General features: G+C 48.9%; 14 protein-coding genes and 1 tRNA gene. 6 read left to right on the top strand and 9 right to left on the bottom strand.

The genetic code is table 11. From position 1 onward, the window contains the following. Nucleotides 1-54: 54 nt before the first annotated feature. Complete coding sequence (locus tag NC997_RS14075) at nt 55-5,922, top strand: PAS domain S-box protein (protein WP_190529250.1); 5,868 nt, start codon at nt 55-57, stop codon at nt 5,920-5,922. A 6-nt stretch (nt 5,923-5,928) separates the two neighbouring features. Here NC997_RS14075 and NC997_RS14070 read toward each other — a convergent pair whose 3' ends face one another. The 4 genes from NC997_RS14070 to NC997_RS14055 all read right to left on the bottom strand — a co-directional run bounded on the left by NC997_RS14070 (nt 5,929) and on the right by NC997_RS14055 (nt 7,873). Then, nucleotides 5,929-6,129 carry a hypothetical protein gene (locus NC997_RS14070; RefSeq protein WP_190426623.1) on the bottom strand — a complete coding sequence of 67 codons (201 nt, stop codon included), beginning with the start codon at nt 6,127-6,129 and terminating at the stop codon, nt 5,929-5,931. A gap of 22 nt (nt 6,130-6,151) precedes the next feature. Further along, nucleotides 6,152-6,235 (bottom strand) — tRNA-Leu (locus NC997_RS14065). After that, nucleotides 6,214-7,089 carry a M48 family metallopeptidase gene (locus tag NC997_RS14060; protein ID WP_190410957.1) on the bottom strand — a complete coding sequence of 292 codons (876 nt, stop codon included), beginning with the start codon at nt 7,087-7,089 and terminating at the stop codon, nt 6,214-6,216. The genes NC997_RS14065 and NC997_RS14060 overlap by 22 nt, the downstream gene beginning before the upstream one ends. Before the next feature lie 364 nt (nt 7,090-7,453). Continuing rightward, on the bottom strand, nt 7,454-7,873 hold the full coding sequence (locus tag NC997_RS14055; RefSeq protein WP_190410958.1) for a hypothetical protein: 420 nt from the start codon (nt 7,871-7,873) through the stop codon (nt 7,454-7,456). 9 nt (nt 7,874-7,882) lie between these two features. Between NC997_RS14055 and NC997_RS14050 the strand changes: the two genes are divergently transcribed. Then, on the top strand, nt 7,883-8,053 hold the full coding sequence (locus tag NC997_RS14050) for a hypothetical protein (RefSeq protein WP_190435105.1): 171 nt from the start codon (nt 7,883-7,885) through the stop codon (nt 8,051-8,053). Between the two features lie 24 nt (nt 8,054-8,077). On the opposite strand, the gene NC997_RS14045 is transcribed toward NC997_RS14050, so the two are convergent. Further along, the gene (locus NC997_RS14045) at nt 8,078-8,434 is read right to left on the bottom strand and encodes an iron-sulfur cluster assembly accessory protein (protein WP_190410960.1); all 357 of its coding nucleotides are present in this window, start codon (nt 8,432-8,434) and stop codon (nt 8,078-8,080) included. Nucleotides 8,435-8,732: 298 nt separating this feature from the next. Here NC997_RS14045 and NC997_RS14040 point away from each other — a divergent pair, with 298 nt between their 5' ends. From NC997_RS14040 to NC997_RS14030, 3 genes are all read left to right on the top strand, one after another. Beyond that, entirely contained in the window at nt 8,733-10,385 is a 1,653-nt protein-coding gene (locus NC997_RS14040) for a hypothetical protein (protein WP_190426634.1), read from the top strand. A 137-nt stretch (nt 10,386-10,522) separates the two neighbouring features. After that, nucleotides 10,523-11,992: a 9,9'-di-cis-zeta-carotene desaturase gene (gene zds / locus NC997_RS14035; protein WP_190529248.1), complete on the top strand. Its 1,470-nt coding sequence runs from the start codon at nt 10,523-10,525 to the stop codon at nt 11,990-11,992. Nucleotides 11,993-12,041: 49 nt separating this feature from the next. Continuing rightward, nucleotides 12,042-12,491 (top strand): SRPBCC family protein, encoded by a 450-nt coding sequence (locus NC997_RS14030; RefSeq protein WP_190529246.1) that lies wholly within the window; start codon nt 12,042-12,044, stop codon nt 12,489-12,491. Between the two features lie 90 nt (nt 12,492-12,581). Here NC997_RS14030 and NC997_RS14025 read toward each other — a convergent pair whose 3' ends face one another. The 3 genes from NC997_RS14025 to cobQ form a co-directional block, all read right to left on the bottom strand. Continuing rightward, nucleotides 12,582-14,237 carry a site-2 protease family protein gene (locus tag NC997_RS14025; RefSeq protein ID WP_190410964.1) on the bottom strand — a complete coding sequence of 552 codons (1,656 nt, stop codon included), beginning with the start codon at nt 14,235-14,237 and terminating at the stop codon, nt 12,582-12,584. Nucleotides 14,238-14,264: 27 nt separating this feature from the next. Further along, a complete protein-coding gene (locus NC997_RS14020) occupies nt 14,265-14,504 on the bottom strand; it encodes a 2Fe-2S iron-sulfur cluster-binding protein (RefSeq protein WP_190410965.1) in 240 nt (79 codons plus the stop codon). Nucleotides 14,505-14,577: 73 nt separating this feature from the next. Then, a complete protein-coding gene (gene cobQ, locus NC997_RS14015; RefSeq protein WP_190410966.1) occupies nt 14,578-16,083 on the bottom strand; it encodes a cobyric acid synthase CobQ in 1,506 nt (501 codons plus the stop codon). On the opposite strand from cobQ, the gene NC997_RS14010 reads away from it, so the two are divergent. Next, nucleotides 16,055-16,309, top strand: coding sequence for a hypothetical protein (locus NC997_RS14010; protein ID WP_348257794.1), 255 nt, complete (start codon nt 16,055-16,057; stop codon nt 16,307-16,309). The genes cobQ and NC997_RS14010 overlap by 29 nt on opposite strands. Here NC997_RS14010 and NC997_RS14005 read toward each other — a convergent pair. Then, on the bottom strand, nt 16,283-16,690 hold the full coding sequence (locus NC997_RS14005) for an Npun_F0494 family protein (RefSeq protein ID WP_190426582.1): 408 nt from the start codon (nt 16,688-16,690) through the stop codon (nt 16,283-16,285). The two genes, NC997_RS14010 and NC997_RS14005, sit on opposite strands and share 27 nt — an antisense overlap. Between the last annotated feature and the right edge of the window lie 222 nt (nt 16,691-16,912).

Raw genomic sequence — 16,912 nt, 5'->3', positions numbered from 1 at the left:
GGTTTATGGGAAAACTAAGTTCAGTTCCATCTGAGACGAAGGAAGTAAACCAAAGTGTTGACTCACAATCGCGACAAAGGAAAGAGCCTAAACGGATACGAGTGGGCAGAGGCGGGTTTCTTCAATCTCTCGCTGGATCTGCTTTGTATCGCCGGACTTGATGGCTACTTCAAGCACCTGAACCCTGCCTGGGAAAAAACTCTGGGTTTTACGAAGGAAGAACTCTTAAGCCAATCGTTTATGGAGTTGGTTCACCCGGAAGATTGGGAAGCAACCATCACCGAAGCGCAGAAGCTTGCTACAGGCGCGGAAACAATCTCTTTTGAGAACCGCTACCGATGCAAAGACGGCTCCTATAAATGGCTATTATGGACTTCTGCGGTCTCCACTGAAGAAGGTTTGCTGTATGCAGTGGCTCGTGACATTAGCGATCGCAAAGCGGCTGAAGAAAAACTCCTCAATTTAAGAGCTGTCTTGGAGAATGCCGTCGAAGGAATTTCCCGGCTAGACACTCAAGGGCGCTACGTTACCGTTAATAAAGCCTACGCCAATGCAGCGGGTTACGAACCTGAAGAAATGATTGGCATGGAATGGCAGCGAACGGTTCATCCGGAAGAGATCGACAAGCTGATCGCTGCTTACCACAAAATGTTGGTGGATGGCAAGGTAGAAGCTGAAACGAGAGGCATCCGTAAAGATGGCTCTATTTTTTATAAGCAAGTGGTGATGATCTGCGATTACGACCAAGAGCAGCGATTTATCGGTCATCACTGTTTTATGAAAGACATCACCGAACGTCACCGAACCGAACAAGAGCGATCTCAATTAGCTAATCACATCCAATTGCTGCTGCAATCGACCGGGGAAGGCATCTACGGGATAGATTTACAGGGACGTTGTACCTTCATCAACAAAGCGGCGGCTCAGATGCTGGGATACCAGCCGGATGAAGTGATGGGCAAGGATATGCACGAGTTAATCCATCACAGTCGCCCCGATGGCTCCTTCTATCCCAGTGTTGAGTCTCCGATTTTTTGTGCTGTTCGCAACAGGAACAGTTGCCGGATTGACAACGAAGTTCTATGGCGGCGGGATGGAGCTGCTTTTGCTGCCGAATATTCGGCTTATCCGATTTTTGAGGGTGAGGAAATCAAAGGGGCTGTTGTCACCTTCGTTGATATCAGCGATCGCAAGTTAGCAGAGTCAGCACTCAAACAGGCGAATGAAGCCCTCGAAATCCGAGTCGAGGAACGCACCGCCCAATTAAGGCATACCCTCCAGCAGCTAGAAGACGAAATAACTGAGCGCCAGCGGGCAGAGAAAGCTTTATACAAAGAAAGAGAATTCTTAAATGCATTGCTGAATAACTTGGCAGATGGCATTGTCGCTTGTGACGCTAATGGAGTTTTAACGCTATTTAATCGAGCGACACAAGAGTTTCATGGATTGCCGGAACAAGCTCTTCCTGCCGAACAATGGGCTGAACACTTCGATTTATATCTGCCTGATGGGAAAACACTGATGAAAACGGAAGATATTCCGTTGTTTAGAGCGTTTCGGGGAGAGACGGTTCGGGAAGTAGAAATGATCATCGCCCCGAAGCAAGGAAAAATCCGCACCCTCCTCGCTAGTGGACAAGCGATCGTTGATGCTCAGGGAAAAAAACTAGGTGCAGTTGTGGCGATGCACGACATCACCGAGCGCAAGGAAGTAGAAGCGGCTTTACAACAGAGTGAGTTACGACTCAACAGTATTCTAAATTGTCTTAAAGATTTGGTGTGGTCTATTTCAGCCACCACCTATAAAACGCTGTTTATGAACCCAGTGGCTGAGAAGTTTTATGGGCGGTCTTACTCGGAGTTCTTCAACAACTCCAACCTCTGGCTGGAGGTTATTCATTCAGAAGATCGCGAACTCGCCCTTGCCTATAACCACAGGGTTATGCAAGAGGGCAATGGTGAACTGGAGTACCGAATTATCCGACCCGATGGCGAAGTGCGATGGGTTTACAGTCGAGCCTGGATGATTTATGACGAGCACGGTACTGCTACCCGCATGGATGGTCTGTCCACCGATATCACAGATCGCAAGCAAGCCGAGGCAGCTCTGAGCGAAAGCGAGTCGCGGCTCAACAGCATCCTAAATTCGCTGAAAGACGTGGTGTGGTCTGTTTCAGCCAGCACCTTTGAAGTGCTTTACCTCAACCCAGCGACCGAGAGTGTTTATCAACGCCCAAGACAAGATTTCTTTGACAACCCCCAAGTGTGGTTTGATAGCATTCACCCCGAAGATCGCGATCGCGCCTTTGAATACAACCGTCAGGTTATAGTCGAGGGCAGCGGTGACATAGAGTACCGAATTCTCCGACCCGATGGCGAAGTTCGTTGGGTTCGTGACAAGAGCCGAGTGATTTACGATGAAACCGGGAAAGCTATTCGTATAGATGGTTTAACTTCTGACATTACCGAGCGTAAACAGGCAGAAAAAGCTCAGGCAAGACTGACCGCAATCTTAGAAGCAACACCTGACTTCGTAGGCATCGCCAATGCAGAAGGACGCGCCTTATACGTCAACAAGGCCGGTCGCCAAATGATAGGAATTGGCGAGAATGAGGATATCACAACGATGTATATCCCCGATTTCATGGCAGCTTCAGTCATCGACGGGATTCTGAACGAAGGGTGGCAGACTGTTGTCAGAGAAGGTATTTGGAGTGGCGAATCAGCGTTGCAGCACCGGGATGGCAGAGAGGTTCCTATCTCCCAGGTATGGATGAGCCATAAATTAGAAAATGGGGAGGTTGAATTTTTCTCTACGATCGCCCGCGATATCACTCCTGCTAAGCGGGCAGAGGAAGCCATCCGCCAAAGCGAAACTAGACTTGCAGAAGCTCAAAAAATTGCCCATATCGGCAGTTGGGAATTCGATCTGGCGACTGGAGAAATCGCTTGGTCGGAGGAACTATTCCGCGTGTGGGGTATGGAGCCGAACCAACCCGTACCGACTTACGAAGAGTTGGTGCAAAAAATTTATCCGGATGACCGGGAAGTTTTTGTAAAAGCAGTTGAGCTAGCAATTACTGAAGGCAAGCCCTACGAATTCGACAATCGCACTTTGCGCCCTGATGGTTCGATTGGATATATGTTCTCCAAAGGGCAACCGATTATCAACTCTGAGGGTCGGGTCATCAAGCTATTTGGAACAGGACTAGACATCACCCAGCGCAAGCAACAAGAAGAAGCCCTACGACAAAGCGAAGAACTATACCGCGCCCTTGCCCGAAATTTCCCCGACGGTTCGGTGGCTTTATTTGATAAGGACTTGCGCTACCTGCTGGCAGATGGAAGCGAATTAGCCGCCATCGGGCTTTCCAAAGAACTTATGGAAGGAAAAACCCTATGGGAGGTTTTTCCTCCAGACACCTGCGAAACTGTGGAACCGATGTATCAAGCAGCATTAGCTGGTGCCATGACGGTTTCTGAAATCCCCTATGGCGATCGCACCTATCTGGTGCAAATTCTGCCTGTCACTAACCAGCAGGGAGAAATCTTTGCGGGGATGACGTTGACGCAAAATATCAGCGATCGCAAACAGGCAGAGGAGGCGTTGCGGCAGCGGGAAGAACAATTGCGCCAGATTCTTCAGAATATGCCAGTTATGATGACTGCCTTCGATGCAGACGGAAACATCACTGTCTGGAACCGCGAGTGCGAAAGGGTTGCAGGCTACAGTGCTGCGGAAATTGTTGGCAATCCCAAAGCACTGGAGTGGGTGTATCCAGATCCCGCCTATCGCACATCAATGCTGACCATCTGGGCTGAACTTGGCAATAACTACCGTAACTGGGAATGGGAAATCACGGCTAAAGATGGAAGTGTCAAAACAGTAGCATGGTCGAATATCTCCGAGGGATTCCCCATTCCCGGCTGGACCACTTGGGGCATTGGTGTGGACGTAACCGAACGCAAAGCCGCTGAAGAAGCTCTAGCAGAGAAAGCTTGCTTAGCCGCGTTTCGTGCGGATGTAGACACTGCGCTGACTCAGGGCGATCGCTTGCAGGTGATACTGCAACGCTGCACCGAGGCTGTAGTCCAACATCTCGATGCCGCGTTTGCAAGGCTATGGACGCTTAACAGAGAGGAGAATGTATTGGAGTTGCAAGCGAGTGCGGGGATGTATACCCACCTTAATGGCTCTCATAGCCGCGTACCCGTTGGTCAATTCAAGATCGGCCTAATTGCCCAAGAGTGCCAGCCCCACCTGACCAACTCTGTGATTGACGATCCTCGTGTTGCTGATAAAGATTGGGCAGAAAGAGAGGGCTTGATCTCCTTCGCTGGTTATCCCCTGATTATCGAAAACCAGATATTAGGGGTTATCGCCATGTTTGCCCGGAAACCGCTTACCGAAGCTACGCTGGGGGCGCTAGAATTTGCAGCCGACGAGATTGCATTAGGTGTTAAGCGCCTACAGGCAGAGGAGGCGTTGCGACACTCGGAAGCACGATTTAGACAACTCGCTCAACGCGAGGCACTGCTCAACCGTTTGTCCAGCGATATCAGGAACTCCCTTGATGTCAGTACCATATTAGGAACGGCTGTGCAGGAGATCCGCAATTTGTTGCAGATTGACCGATGCCTGTTTCTTTGGTATCGACCATCAGCAGAACAACCAGTCTGGGAAGTGGTAAAAGAAGCGAAGATACCTACCCTGCCTAGCTTGCTGGGTCAATACCCAGCCCCAGCAAGTTCGCTAACTCAGAAGTTCACCAACTTGGAAATCCTCCAAGTTGACGATCTTGCAAACGCCAGCGATCCAGCCGAACAGGAACTCTATAGTGCTTCGGGCTACAATGCTATCCTATCGCTGCCAATTCAAGCTCCTTCTGGTGAGATTGGTGTGGTCAGTTGCATCCATCATCGTGGTTCTCGGTCTTGGAGTGGCTCGGAGGTGGAACTGCTGCAAGCGGTAACTGACCAACTCGCGATCGCGCTTTTCCAAGCCGAACTCTACACGCAAGCTCAAGACTCTGCACAGCAAGCTCAAGAAAAAGCTCACCAGCTACAGCAAACTTTGCACCAGTTGCAACAAACTCAAAGTCATCTGATTCAAAGTGAAAAGATGTCCAGCCTCGGTCAGATGGTTGCTGGTGTTGCCCACGAAATCAATAATCCTGTCAACTTCATCCACGGCAACCTCACCCACGCAAATCAATACAGCCAAGATTTACTGAATCTCCTCCAACTCTACAAGCAGCACTATCCCAATCCAGTTCCGGAAATTCAAGATGAAATCGAGGCGATTGACCTTGATTTTGTGGTAGAAGACCTCCCGAAAATCCTGGGTTCGATGAAGATGGGGACTGACCGCATCCGTCAGATTGTTCTGTCGCTGCGGAATTTCTCGCGCTTGGATGAAGCCGCCATGAAGGCAGTGGATATTCATGAAGGGATTGATAGCACCCTCCTGATCTTGCAAAATCGACTGAGAGCCGCCCCCAACTATCCCAGCATTGAAATTGTTAAAGAGTATGGCAATCTACCGCTGGTTGAGTGCTACGCGGGACAGCTCAATCAAGTGTTTATGAACCTGCTCAACAATGGGATTGATGCCCTAGAAACGCAGCCCGAACCGAGAATCATTACCATTCGGACTGAAGTGGGACGTGGGAAATCCCTTCCTGACCCTTATGTTTTGATTCGGATTGCTGATAACGGCCCAGGGATGACCGAGCCAGTAAAAGCTCGCCTATTTGATCCCTTCTTTACGACTAAACCTGTAGGGAAAGGTACAGGTCTGGGATTATCCATCAGTTATCAAATTGTGGTGGAAAAGCACGGTGGCACTTTAAAATGTGTCTCCAAACCAGGACAAGGAGCGGAGTTTTGGATTGAGATTCCCATTTCTCAAGGTCTAACTTAACTGGAATTATGCATAAAAAAAGAGAGGGAAGTTAATCTTCCCTCTCCTCGAATCTTTACTATTTTCAGATTCACCCTGGTCTTTTAGCTTCTTCCGCAACATCTTCTGTTGCTTTCTAATCTGTCTCGCCCTAGCGGAGCCACCTTTCCCTTTGTCGTTTCGTCCCTCTCGGCGGGGAGATTCCCACCGCTTGAGTCGTTGAGTCATGGTCGTTCTCTTGTGTAAAGAGTGGGCAGGGAGAGAATCGAACTCTCACGATCTCACGATCGTCAGATTTTGAGTCTGATGCGTCTACCAATTTCGCCACCCGCCCTTGGGTTTAGCTTCACTATTATAGCCTATCGAATGCTGTTGTAGCAAGGCTTGATATTCTTGACTGCTAGCCCAACGGTCAATTTCCCGCGCCCGCAGGACGGGTACTGGGTGGCTGAGTTGGGCTGTCTGCGCTTGTTTGAGCATTTCACCCAGCTGATTTTTACTGATATCGTCGTAAGCTCTGGCTTGATCTAAAAAGGCTTCCAGATTCAGCTGCGGCGCAAGAATGGGTGAACCTCCAGCCAGTTTCATTAAGACGGAACTGACGACTTTAGAGTCTTGAGTGGCGAGAAGTGCAGCGCGATCGCAAGTAAATTCTGCACATCGCAGCCACTGTAGCATCTGTCCCCTCAAAGTTTCAGCGATCGCTGCACCCCAAGTGGGAATTAATCCTGCTGCTAACACCATAATATTGACGGGTGTTAGGTACACTCCATGCTCGCATTTTAGGTGTCCCAGTTCGTGAGCGATGACTGCTTGAATCTCTTCGGGTGTCAGCAAATCGATTAATGAGGTGTGCAACACAATAAATGGCTGCTTTCCTCGCATGGCAAAGGTGTAGGCGTTTGGCGTGGGTGAGGAACGGACGTACAGTTGCGGGGGTTCCAAATCCAATATCTGGCAAGCTTCTAACAGCAGTTTATGCAGATGAGGTAGCTGTTGTTCGCCTACGAGGACGCCCGCCGCTATATTTTCCAAATAAAAAAACTGTTCTGCGAGGGGACCAAGCAGATTTCTGACCAGGATATCCATTCCCGGCAGTTGTTTTAAGGCGTTAGTCGCTTCTAAATCTAAGGGATGGCGAAATTTATCTGCCGAGAGACCGATTAAGGGTGTCCTTGAAGGCAACATGGAGGAAATCTCAAAAAAAAGAACTAAAACAAAAGAATTGATTGATGCGGTGCTAATCTCAGGGCGATCGTGAGATTAGATATCCCAAATTAGTATAGCGAGGGCGCTTTGTTTTTGTTTCTAAGCGGCGCATCTAACTATGATTTATTAATGCGATTTACAAAATATTGTACCTATTTTCTCTTCCTCTTCGCCCACGAATGGTATACTTTTATAATGGGATAGTTATGCTTTTTTTATAATGGTTAGTATTCCATTATTTAAAATATATTATTCATGTTTAATTAAATAATTATATCCTGAAAAGCCCTAACTTCTTCAATATTTTACTTTCAAAGTTAGGGATTCTGAGGACAATTTCCAATTAGGTAAACAACCAGTTTTTTACCCGATTTAAACCCTTCCAGTCGGGTTTTCTCGCTAATCCATCCTCAATACTTTCTTGGATATCGGGGCGTAATTCTGGATTAATCGCCAGAGATCGCTGAGCCTCTTCAATGTGTTGCCGGACGCCGGTTTTCCCTTCTTCAAGCATTGCCAGAACTAGGTTAATGTGAGCCTGGGGATCTTGGGGATTTAACTTAACAGCTTTTTGAGCGGCTTTGTAGGCCAGAGTGGCTTGATCGTCCAACAGATACAGCCACGACAGGCAAATCCAGGCAGCAGTGAGTTTAGGGGCGCGATCGCAAATATCCTTGAAAACAGGAAGCAAAGTATCCGGGCCTTCTCCCGCTTTATAGCGTTCTAGGCCATTGTCAAAAAGGTCGTTAATTGGCTCGGTCATTTCTGAAAGATGAAAGATGTTAGCGATCGCGTAGCGGATGGCGGGCTAGATAGCGACGCTCTCTTCGCCGGATGCGTTATTTTACGGGGCAATGGGGGGTTGAATCCACCCTTATCTGGAAAGCAGGCGGGATACCTGCTTTCCAATCAGAAGTTTTTACAAACTGTAAGCCAAGCTTGAACTTAGACACCAAATGCAAATGACTTAGACTCCAAATGACTTACCGCAGCCACAGCTTTGAGCAGCATTGGGGTTTGTAAATTGGAAGCCACCGCCAATCATGGCATCGCTATAGTCCAGCATCAGACCATAGAGGTATAGCATACTCTTGGGATCGCAGACAATTTTGAAGCCATCGTAGTCGTAGACTTCATCATTGTCCCGAATTTGACTAGGCTCTTCAAAATCCATCATGTACGACATTCCAGAGCAGCCACCTTGGCGGACGCCAACTCGCAGGCACAGATCCTTGCCTTGTTTCTCCCGCAGAGAGAGAACGTGTTTGAGGGCAGATTCGCTTAACTGGATGCCGCGTTTTTGCGATTGAGTAGCTTGTGTCATGGCGCTCTCGACTCCTAATTTGGTGTTTTATCTAGACGACTTGAGGAAGCCAGTCCACTAGGTCAATTTTATCGAAGATTCTTAACTTAACCGCAGACCGGCGAAGCGAAAAGCTTTTTATTATTTATGTTAACGATTAGGCGTTGAGGTTAGATAGAGCGATCGCGCAAGGATTGTATTGTGGTGCTTTCATCACTGCCAAGCATTAGTTTAGAGGAGGACGGCAGAGAGGCGATTAGTATTTAAAATGAGGATCTACAAAGCGCACGGTGTGTTGTTCCCCCAGTTGGCATAGTCTATGTCTGTTCTCACTCGCTCCACGTCTCGTCGGCTGCAAACTTTACAACAAATTCCTAGCGTCTGGGAAGGCGATCGCCGTCGATTATCTGCTGGGATGGCGCAAAGCTTAGAGTCGGATACTCAGACAGACAGCGAATGCATTGTTTGGGTGGATGGCGTCGAAGGAATGGTTCGAGCGATGGATGTCGTAACTTCCGAGACTGGGCCGGAAGCCGTTGTTCGCGCCCTGCTGCGAGCAATGGAACATCCCCACAGCCCTGCCAAGCCATCCCGTCCTCAGAAAATTGTAGTCCGACACAGAGAACTTCAGTTCTACCTGCGGGGTGTTCTTCAGGATCTAGACATTGCTGTTGATTATGTACCAGAACTGCCCCTGATTGACGAACTATTTCGCGGGTTCCAAGAAATCACCAGCACTCGCCCCCCCAAACTACCGCCTGAATATGCCGAGTTACTGGTGCAAAAAGCTTATGAAATTTGGGACGATGCACCTTGGGAACTGCTTGCCGATCACCAGATTATCTCAATTGAGCTAAATCAGTGGGATGTGGAGACGCTGTACGCCTCGGTGATGGGGATGCTGGGCATGGAGTACGGCATTTTGTTGTATCGCTCTCTGGACTCTCTGAAACGGTTTCGCTCGTCGGTTTTGGCAAAAGAGTCTTTTGAGGAGCTAGAAGAAGCATTTTTAGGGCAAGATTGCTTGTTTGTCACCTTCGAGCAGGCTGAAGATTCCTTAGACGAAGATGAAGAGGACGAAGGCATTGATTTAGCTGACTTGCCGCTTTCAGAAATTCAACCCAATTTTGGAAATGTGCATCCGTTAGAGGGGATGCGACCCTTTTTATATGAGGAAGAAGCGATCGCAGTTTACGTGGCACTCGAAGCCCTCCATCGCTTTTTCCGAGCATCCAATCGCCAGCTGGCAGCAGAGAAATTCCCTACCTTGAGCAAACGCTACCGCATCGCCGCGCCGCTAGAGGCGGATCTGCAAAAATCGATTCCCGTTAAGGTGGCAACGGTTCCCGATGTGGCGACGGAACTGTTTGACATGGCAGAGGTGGCAGGGTTGGCAGAGGAGGAAGACAGCGATCTCGAAGAGATGATGCTGCCCCTGCGGGATGACTTAGTGCCCAAAGATTCTTTCCTCAGCTTGGGGATGATGACTTGGGACAAAGTAGAGTTGCTGCGTAAAACCGTTGATTGCTATCAAGCGAAGGAAGCGATCGCGGCGGGAGAGGGAATGCCAGTGGTTTTGATTCAAACTTCCCGTCCCAAGGCAAAGGAATTGATTGAGCAAATCCAAAGCGCGGGAGGGTTAAAGGGAATTTGCTTTAATCCGGGAGAAGATCCTTTTGAAGGCGATCGCTATGACTTGGGAATTCTCCAAACAGAAAATGGCAATATGTACCTGTTTGGTGAATTTCAAGAAGACGATCCGATTCATAGCGAAGCTCGTCGCAAATGGGATCAGCGTTGTAAGAAAACCAAAGGCTACTGTGGCTTGATTGTGGCTAGGGGGCTAAAAGGCGCATCTAGGGGAAATCCTCAGCTAGGCGACATGATGGCTTTATTTGAAGCGCGATCGCTCTCTAGTAAAGATTTAGGATTGGGGATGCTCCAGCTGATGCCGCAGTTTGAGTTCGAGTGAAGCGGCAAAGGCCTAGAGGACATGGGGACGCCGTGAGCGATCGCCAATACCTAATTCCTTAATCCAAGCGATGAAAATCGGTAATCTTCTGCTGTCACCTGTTAAACTTTGTAAAGAAATTGAGAAGGACAGATGGCATGCGGGTTGCAATCGTCGGGGCAGGATTGGCTGGAATGGCAGCGGCAGTCGATTTAGTCGATGCCGGTTGCGAAGTCGAAATCTTTGAGTCTCGTCCGTTTGTGGGGGGTAAGGTCGGCAGTTGGGTGGATGCCGACGGCAATCACGTTGAGATGGGATTGCACGTCTTTTTTGGGAACTACTACCAGCTATTTCAATTGATGAAGAAGGTGGGGGCAGGTGACAATTTGCGCCTGAAAGAACATATCCACACCTTTATCAATCAAGGAGGCGTCACAGGTGCCTTGGATTTTCGCTTCATCACGGGTGCGCCTTTCAACGGATTAAAAGCATTTTTTACAACATCGCAGCTGTCATTGCAGGATAAAGTACAGAATGCGATCGCCCTTGGCAGCAGTACCATCGTGCGCGGCTTGGTAGACTTCGAGGGTTCGATGAAAACAATTCGCGCTCTCGATAAAATTAGCTTTGCCGATTGGTTTCGCAGTCACGGTGGCAGTAATGGCAGCATCAAGCGGATGTGGAACCCAATTGCTTATGCACTTGGATTCATTGATTGCGAAAATATTTCTGCTCGTTGTATGCTGACCATCTTTCAGATGTTTGCTGCTAGAACCGAGGCATCGGTGCTGCGAATGCTGGAAGGTTCTCCCTCCGAGTATCTGCACAAGCCGATTATTGAATACATAGAAGCCCGAGGCGCGAAAATTCACACTCGTCGCCGGGTAAGAGAAATTCAATATACTGGCGAAGGCAATGAGACGCGAGTAACTGGCTTACTGATTGCTAAAGGCGAAACTGAAGAAACCATCACCGCCGATGCTTATGTCTGCGCCTGCGATGTGCCCGGAATTCAGCGCGTTTTGCCGCAAGCGTGGCGTCAATGGTCGGAATTTGACAATATTTATAAGCTGGATACAGTGCCCGTCGCGACAGTGCAGCTGCGGTTTGATGGCTGGGTGACTGAGTTGCACGATGCCGAAGAAAGACACCAAGTGCATCATGCTGCCGGAATTGATAATCTGCTTTATACAGCGGATGCCGACTTTTCCTGCTTTGCAGATTTAGCTTTAACGAGTCCCTCTGATTATTACCGTGAGGGACAAGGTTCGTTGTTGCAGTTGGTGCTAACGCCGGGAGATCCGTTTATCAAGGAAAGTAACGAAGCGATCGCTCAACACGTCCTCAAGCAAGTACACGAGCTATTCCCTTCCTCCCGCGATTTGAACATGACTTGGTACAGTGTGGTGAAGCTGGCTCAGTCTCTCTATCGCGAAGCCCCTGGCATGGACCCCTATCGTCCTCCTCAGAAGACGCCAATCGCCAATTTCTTCCTTGCAGGTAGCTATACTCAGCAAGATTACATCGATAGTATGGAAGGGGCAACCCTGTCTGGGCGTCAGGCAGCAAAAGCGATTTTAGAAAATGTGCAGGAAATAAAGGGTAAGAGCCAACTGTCGGCGGTTTAGAGGAATAAACCGCAAAAACGCGGCTATAGCAGAGGAAGAAAAGAAGTAAATGGCTGAGTGGCTAGAGCATAGCGTGCAGGTAGAGGTGCCGGTTCCCATTGACGAGGTGTGGAACCTTTGGTCCGATCTGGAGCAAATGCCTCGATGGATGAAGTGGATTGACTCGGTTACAGTTCTGGATAATGACCCAACCTTGTCGCGCTGGAAACTAGCCACGGGTGGCTTAGAATTCACTTGGCTTGCCCGTATCGTCAAAAAGGTGCCTAACCAGATTATCCAATGGGAATCTGTTGGTGGATTACCCAATCGGGGTGCGATTCGCTTTTATGACCGACACGGCAGTAGCATTGTTAAGCTAACGGTGGCTTACGCCATTCCCGGTTGGCTGGGCAGGTTAATGGATAATCTCTTCCTGGGGCGCGTTGTCGAATCGACTATCCAAGCCGATTTGGATCGGTTTCGAGAATACGCCATTAACTCCCAAGCTAAAACTCAGTAGTCATCACCCCTTCTCAAAACTTTAGGGAGATTTTAGAGGGGTATATTGAGAAAGAGACGGAAGAGCGATCGCATTTTCCATCTTCGCGGTTCAAGAACTTTGCGGTAGCAGCGTGACAAACGCAATCACCAATCCGCCAAATAAGCACATCAAATACACGCCTAACAACAACAGCCTGGTTCCCCAACTGGAATGGGATTCCCGACAGCGTTGGGCAATATCTTTGACCATTCTGTACTTCTGAGCAAACGGTAGGGAACCGTAACCAGACTTTTTGAGCGTCAGGAAAATAGCCATCAGTACGCTATCAGAATCGTCAGTTGATTGGGGCAGTTCTCGCCGCAGGATCTTCAGAATCTTGGCACTGCGAAAGCTAGCAGGGATGCTAAACGCAATCAAAAATCCGAGGAAAAGAAAAATACCAGTCCCCGGACTCATGCCGATAAAAACTAGCAACCCGACGGCGAAAAGTTTGAACAAAACATCGGTGTAGGGATGGCGGGAAAATATTAATAAATCTAGGATGCGTCCTCCATCCAAGGGCAAGATAGGAAGTAGATTAAAGTAGTTAATAATGACCAGAAAGCTGATTACTTCTTGCAACCCTAGGGAACGCTGGAGAGAATCGGGAATTGCCAGCGCGATCGCAACTCCTAAGATTATCCCCGGAACCGGCCCCGCCAGCAAAACTAGAAATTTTTCCCGAATCGTCGCATTGTCTTTGCGTCCGGAAGCCGCAGCACCAAATAAGGGCAAGAAGAAAATCGATGTATCTTTATAGCCACAGCCTCTCATCGTCAAAAAGTGCCCTAGTTCGTGCAAAAACAGGACGCCGATGAGAATCAGCAGTGTCTGCAAGTCGAAAAATGGCGTGAACGAGATAGCAAACACGACCAAACTGCCAAGCAACAACCACGACTTTATCCCCTTTCTGGCACGTCCCCGTTCGATTCGTTCCATGCGGCGGAATCCCTCCACTTCCACCGCCGAAGGAATCTCCACATACCGATAGGGTTCTGTTTTTGCCTTTTGCGTCCACTTTTTGACCAGAGTTGTATACTTGCCGCTATCCCGCCCCATCTTGATAGCTGTTTTCATCGCAGCACTGAGATTGAGTTCTAGCAGTTCCGTTCCTCTAATCGGTGACAGCTGCCCTGATTTCACCAAGCTGTCTATGTAGGTGACATGATGCGATCGCAATCTCTCAATAAACGCTTTTGATGACATCGCGACGGGCGTTTTTGCAAGTGCCAAATGCTCAAGCTTGCCTTGATGGACTTGCCACTGCTCTTGGGTTTCCACCGCGTAAGGATCTTGGAGAATGGTATTGGGTATTTCTCCAATCACCCCGAAAGCCTGTCCATTCATCGTGTGTAATAGGAGACCATCCTCAAAAAAGGTAAGAAACTCGATCGTAAACAGCCTCACCGATTCCGGTAGGCTACGAATGTTTACATTAGCGAATGTTTTAAATGCCTCGTTGTATAGCACCATCCCCCAGCTTTTCGAGACATCCAGGTAAATGTCATTAAAGCTGAAATAGGAATGGAACTGAAACCCTAGCTTTTCAAGTTCTGGCAACGGAATCTCAAATAAATCTTTGATATAAGTAGGGATTTCCTCGCCGCTCCGAATTTCGTAATCGATGTACTGTAGAGTCAAGCCTAAAAGTCGCTGAAAAAAAATCAAGTAGCGGCACGCTACTAGCAACCCATAGACTGCTAATCCGTAAAGCAAATATTCCATTAACGGCCCAACCCTGTGTGTAGTTTGCTACCAGGCGGGGTCAACGTAGAGATTGATTGTTAATTGTTCGCACCCTGCCGGTACTGCTGTGATACAAGCACAGATGGTATGTCCGTCCGCTACCTCCACTTCGCAGGCGTGACACGAACCCATCAGGCACCCGGTGGGAATGAACACCCCAGCCCGTTCTGCTACCTGTAATAACGCTTCTCCTACCTCAGCGTCAACCGCAATCTCGTCAGGTAAAAAAAGTACACTTACGCTCATCAGTAGTTGGTAATGGGTAATGGGTATTTGCTAATGGGTAATGGGTGAAAAGCAATGACCCATTACCCATGCCTTAAGACAAAATAGGGTTTAAATCTAGGTGAGCTTCCACCGTATCTGCCAGCGAATCCAGAATGGTTTCTCGGTGTTCGCGGTAGTTGGCGACGCCTGTGGGGAGAGATGGAAGTCCCCGTTGCTGCCGTAGGTGATTTAACCAGGCTCTTCGCCAAGGGCCATTATCAAAAAGACCGTGGAGATAAGTGCCCACAACGGATTGAGTAGCATCGACAATCCCTAAACTCGGATCGTCAAATAGGGTTTTGTAGGAGTATTGCTTGGGTGCGTGTCCGGATGCCCCCATTCCTTCCTCTGAATCCAACAGCCGCGTGCGCCCTTGATGGATTTCATAACCGGCGACGGGTAAACCAGTTTGAGGATAGTTAGAAGTTACGAGTCGTTGGCGGGCAATTTTTTGGGCGGTAATTACGGTTTTTACGGGTAACAATTCCAGACCTTTGTAACGTCCGGTTTCACCTTCAATTCCTTCAGGATCGGCTAAAAATTTGCCTAGCATCTGGAAACCGCCGCAGATTCCCAGAATAGTACCGCCTGCTGCGGCGTAATTTTGAATTGCCTGCGCCATGCCGGTTTTTTGCAGCAGCATCAAGTCAGCGATGGTGGTTTTGGAACCTGGAATAATCACGGCATCCGGATGTCCCAAGGGTTCTCTGGGGCTAATGTATTTCACCGTAACGCTGGATTCTGCTTCTAGGGGGTCAAAATCGGTGAAGTTAGAAATCCGGGGAAGGCGGATGATGGCAATGGTGAGATCGCTGTGAGATTTGGTCGTGCGACGCTCAAACAAATCTAGGGAATCTTCGGCGGGCAAAGCTTGATCGATCCAGGGAATGACACCTGCAACGGGAATGCCGGTGCGTTCTTCTAGCCAGGTGATGCCGGAGTCTAAGAGCGATCGCTGTCCTCGGAATTTATTAATGACAATCCCCTTAATCAGCGCCCGTTCTTCCTTCTCCAGCAACTCCAGAGTACCCACTACATGGGCAAAAGCGCCCCCCCGGTCGATATCCACGACCAGCAAGGTTGAGGCATTTAAATGCTTCGCGACCCGCATATTCGCCATGTCGCGGTGCTTAAGGTTAATCTCCGCTGGGCTACCCGCTCCCTCACAGACCAGTAAGTCAAATTCTTCGGAAAGACGTTGCAGCGATTCTTCAATTGCCTGCCAACCTATATCAAAATACTGCTCGTAGTACTCCGCAGCACCCACTTGCCCGACGGATCTGCCCTTGATAATCACCTGGGAAGTCATGTCCCCTTGGGGCTTGAGTAAAATTGGGTTCATCTCCACCCAGGGCGTTACTCCCGCAGCCCAAGCTTGCACTGCCTGGGCATAACCAATTTCTCCTCCAGTGGGCGTTACGTAAGCATTCAGCGCCATATTCTGCGCTTTAAAGGGAGATACTCGCCAGCCGCGCCGAGATAGAATCCGGCAAAGTGCTGCGGTTAGTAGAGATTTTCCTGCGTGGGATGTGGTTCCCACGACCATAATCGCTTTCATTTTAATAGTTTGGGGTTATAGGGAAGAGCAGGCAAGCAGGCAAGCAGGCGAAAGGCACAAAACAGGGGGGCAGGGAAAAATTCTTACTCAGTCCTCAGTCCTCAGTCCTCAGTCCTCAGTCCTCAGTCCTCAGTCCTCAGTCCTCAGTCCTCAGTCCTCAGTCCTCAGTCCTCAGTCCTCAGTCCTCAGTCCTCAGTCCTCAAAACAAGCGGAACCAACGATTTAAGGCATTATAGAAGCGATCGCTAAGAGAGGGGGCAGGCCACGAACCACCCTGAAGTTCCCATTTTTCAACCAATTGGCGTCCCAAAGGCGTGAGGCGAAAACTATCGGTGATTCCTTGACCATCCACCTCTCGCCGCAGAATGCCTACTTGAATCAGCCACAACAGAGAACTTTCTGCGCCTAGTTCCCGCACAGGATGGCGGGTGTACTGGTGTTGGACGCCTGAAGCACCAGCGATCGCTTGCAGGGGAACGCTGGTTGAGCGCATCGCTGCAAACAAAGGCAGGAGGAAGGGCGAACAGCGCATCGCTCGTTCGGCACGGGATACACTGCCAGGGGAATATTGAATCGACTGGGAGTTTTTTGCCTCAACAGAATTCATCTCTTCATCTAATGTCAGGAAACAGCAGAGGATTAAAAATTGCCATCTAGTCAATATCGATTATTTATTAACCGACTTTTAGCGATCGCACCCACAAGCTTTATGGTTTTAGCTGTAGACGCTCTCCGGCGCGTCTCGTTAGGAGACTGACTGCCGTCATCCACCTTAGCTTAGCCCAAGCGGAATTTTAAAATATTGTAAAATTTGATTTTCACCAAACAA

Origin of the sequence: Trichocoleus sp. DQ-A2, from assembly GCF_039961915.1 — a bacterium.
Taxonomy (GTDB): domain Bacteria; phylum Cyanobacteriota; class Cyanobacteriia; order Cyanobacteriales; family FACHB-T130; genus FACHB-T130.
This window is presented reverse-complemented; position numbering and strand designations above follow the sequence as displayed.

What these genes read in the sequence shown, in the direction of transcription:
- NC997_RS14070 (WP_190426623.1), bottom strand. Translation starts at nt 6,129, where the DNA reads ATGACTCAACGACTCAAGCGGTGGGAATCTCCCCGCCGAGAGGGACGA.
- NC997_RS14060 (WP_190410957.1), bottom strand. Translation starts at nt 7,089, where the DNA reads ATGTTGCCTTCAAGGACACCCTTAATCGGTCTCTCGGCAGATAAATTT.
- NC997_RS14055 (WP_190410958.1), bottom strand. Translation starts at nt 7,873, where the DNA reads ATGACCGAGCCAATTAACGACCTTTTTGACAATGGCCTAGAACGCTAT.
- NC997_RS14050 (WP_190435105.1), top strand. Translation starts at nt 7,883, where the DNA reads ATGAAAGATGTTAGCGATCGCGTAGCGGATGGCGGGCTAGATAGCGAC.
- NC997_RS14045 (WP_190410960.1), bottom strand. Translation starts at nt 8,434, where the DNA reads ATGACACAAGCTACTCAATCGCAAAAACGCGGCATCCAGTTAAGCGAA.
- NC997_RS14040 (WP_190426634.1), top strand. Translation starts at nt 8,733, where the DNA reads ATGTCTGTTCTCACTCGCTCCACGTCTCGTCGGCTGCAAACTTTACAA.
- zds (WP_190529248.1), top strand. Translation starts at nt 10,523, where the DNA reads ATGCGGGTTGCAATCGTCGGGGCAGGATTGGCTGGAATGGCAGCGGCA.
- NC997_RS14030 (WP_190529246.1), top strand. Translation starts at nt 12,042, where the DNA reads ATGGCTGAGTGGCTAGAGCATAGCGTGCAGGTAGAGGTGCCGGTTCCC.
- NC997_RS14025 (WP_190410964.1), bottom strand. Translation starts at nt 14,237, where the DNA reads ATGGAATATTTGCTTTACGGATTAGCAGTCTATGGGTTGCTAGTAGCG.
- NC997_RS14020 (WP_190410965.1), bottom strand. Translation starts at nt 14,504, where the DNA reads ATGAGCGTAAGTGTACTTTTTTTACCTGACGAGATTGCGGTTGACGCT.
- cobQ (WP_190410966.1), bottom strand. Translation starts at nt 16,083, where the DNA reads ATGAAAGCGATTATGGTCGTGGGAACCACATCCCACGCAGGAAAATCT.
- NC997_RS14005 (WP_190426582.1), bottom strand. Translation starts at nt 16,690, where the DNA reads ATGAATTCTGTTGAGGCAAAAAACTCCCAGTCGATTCAATATTCCCCT.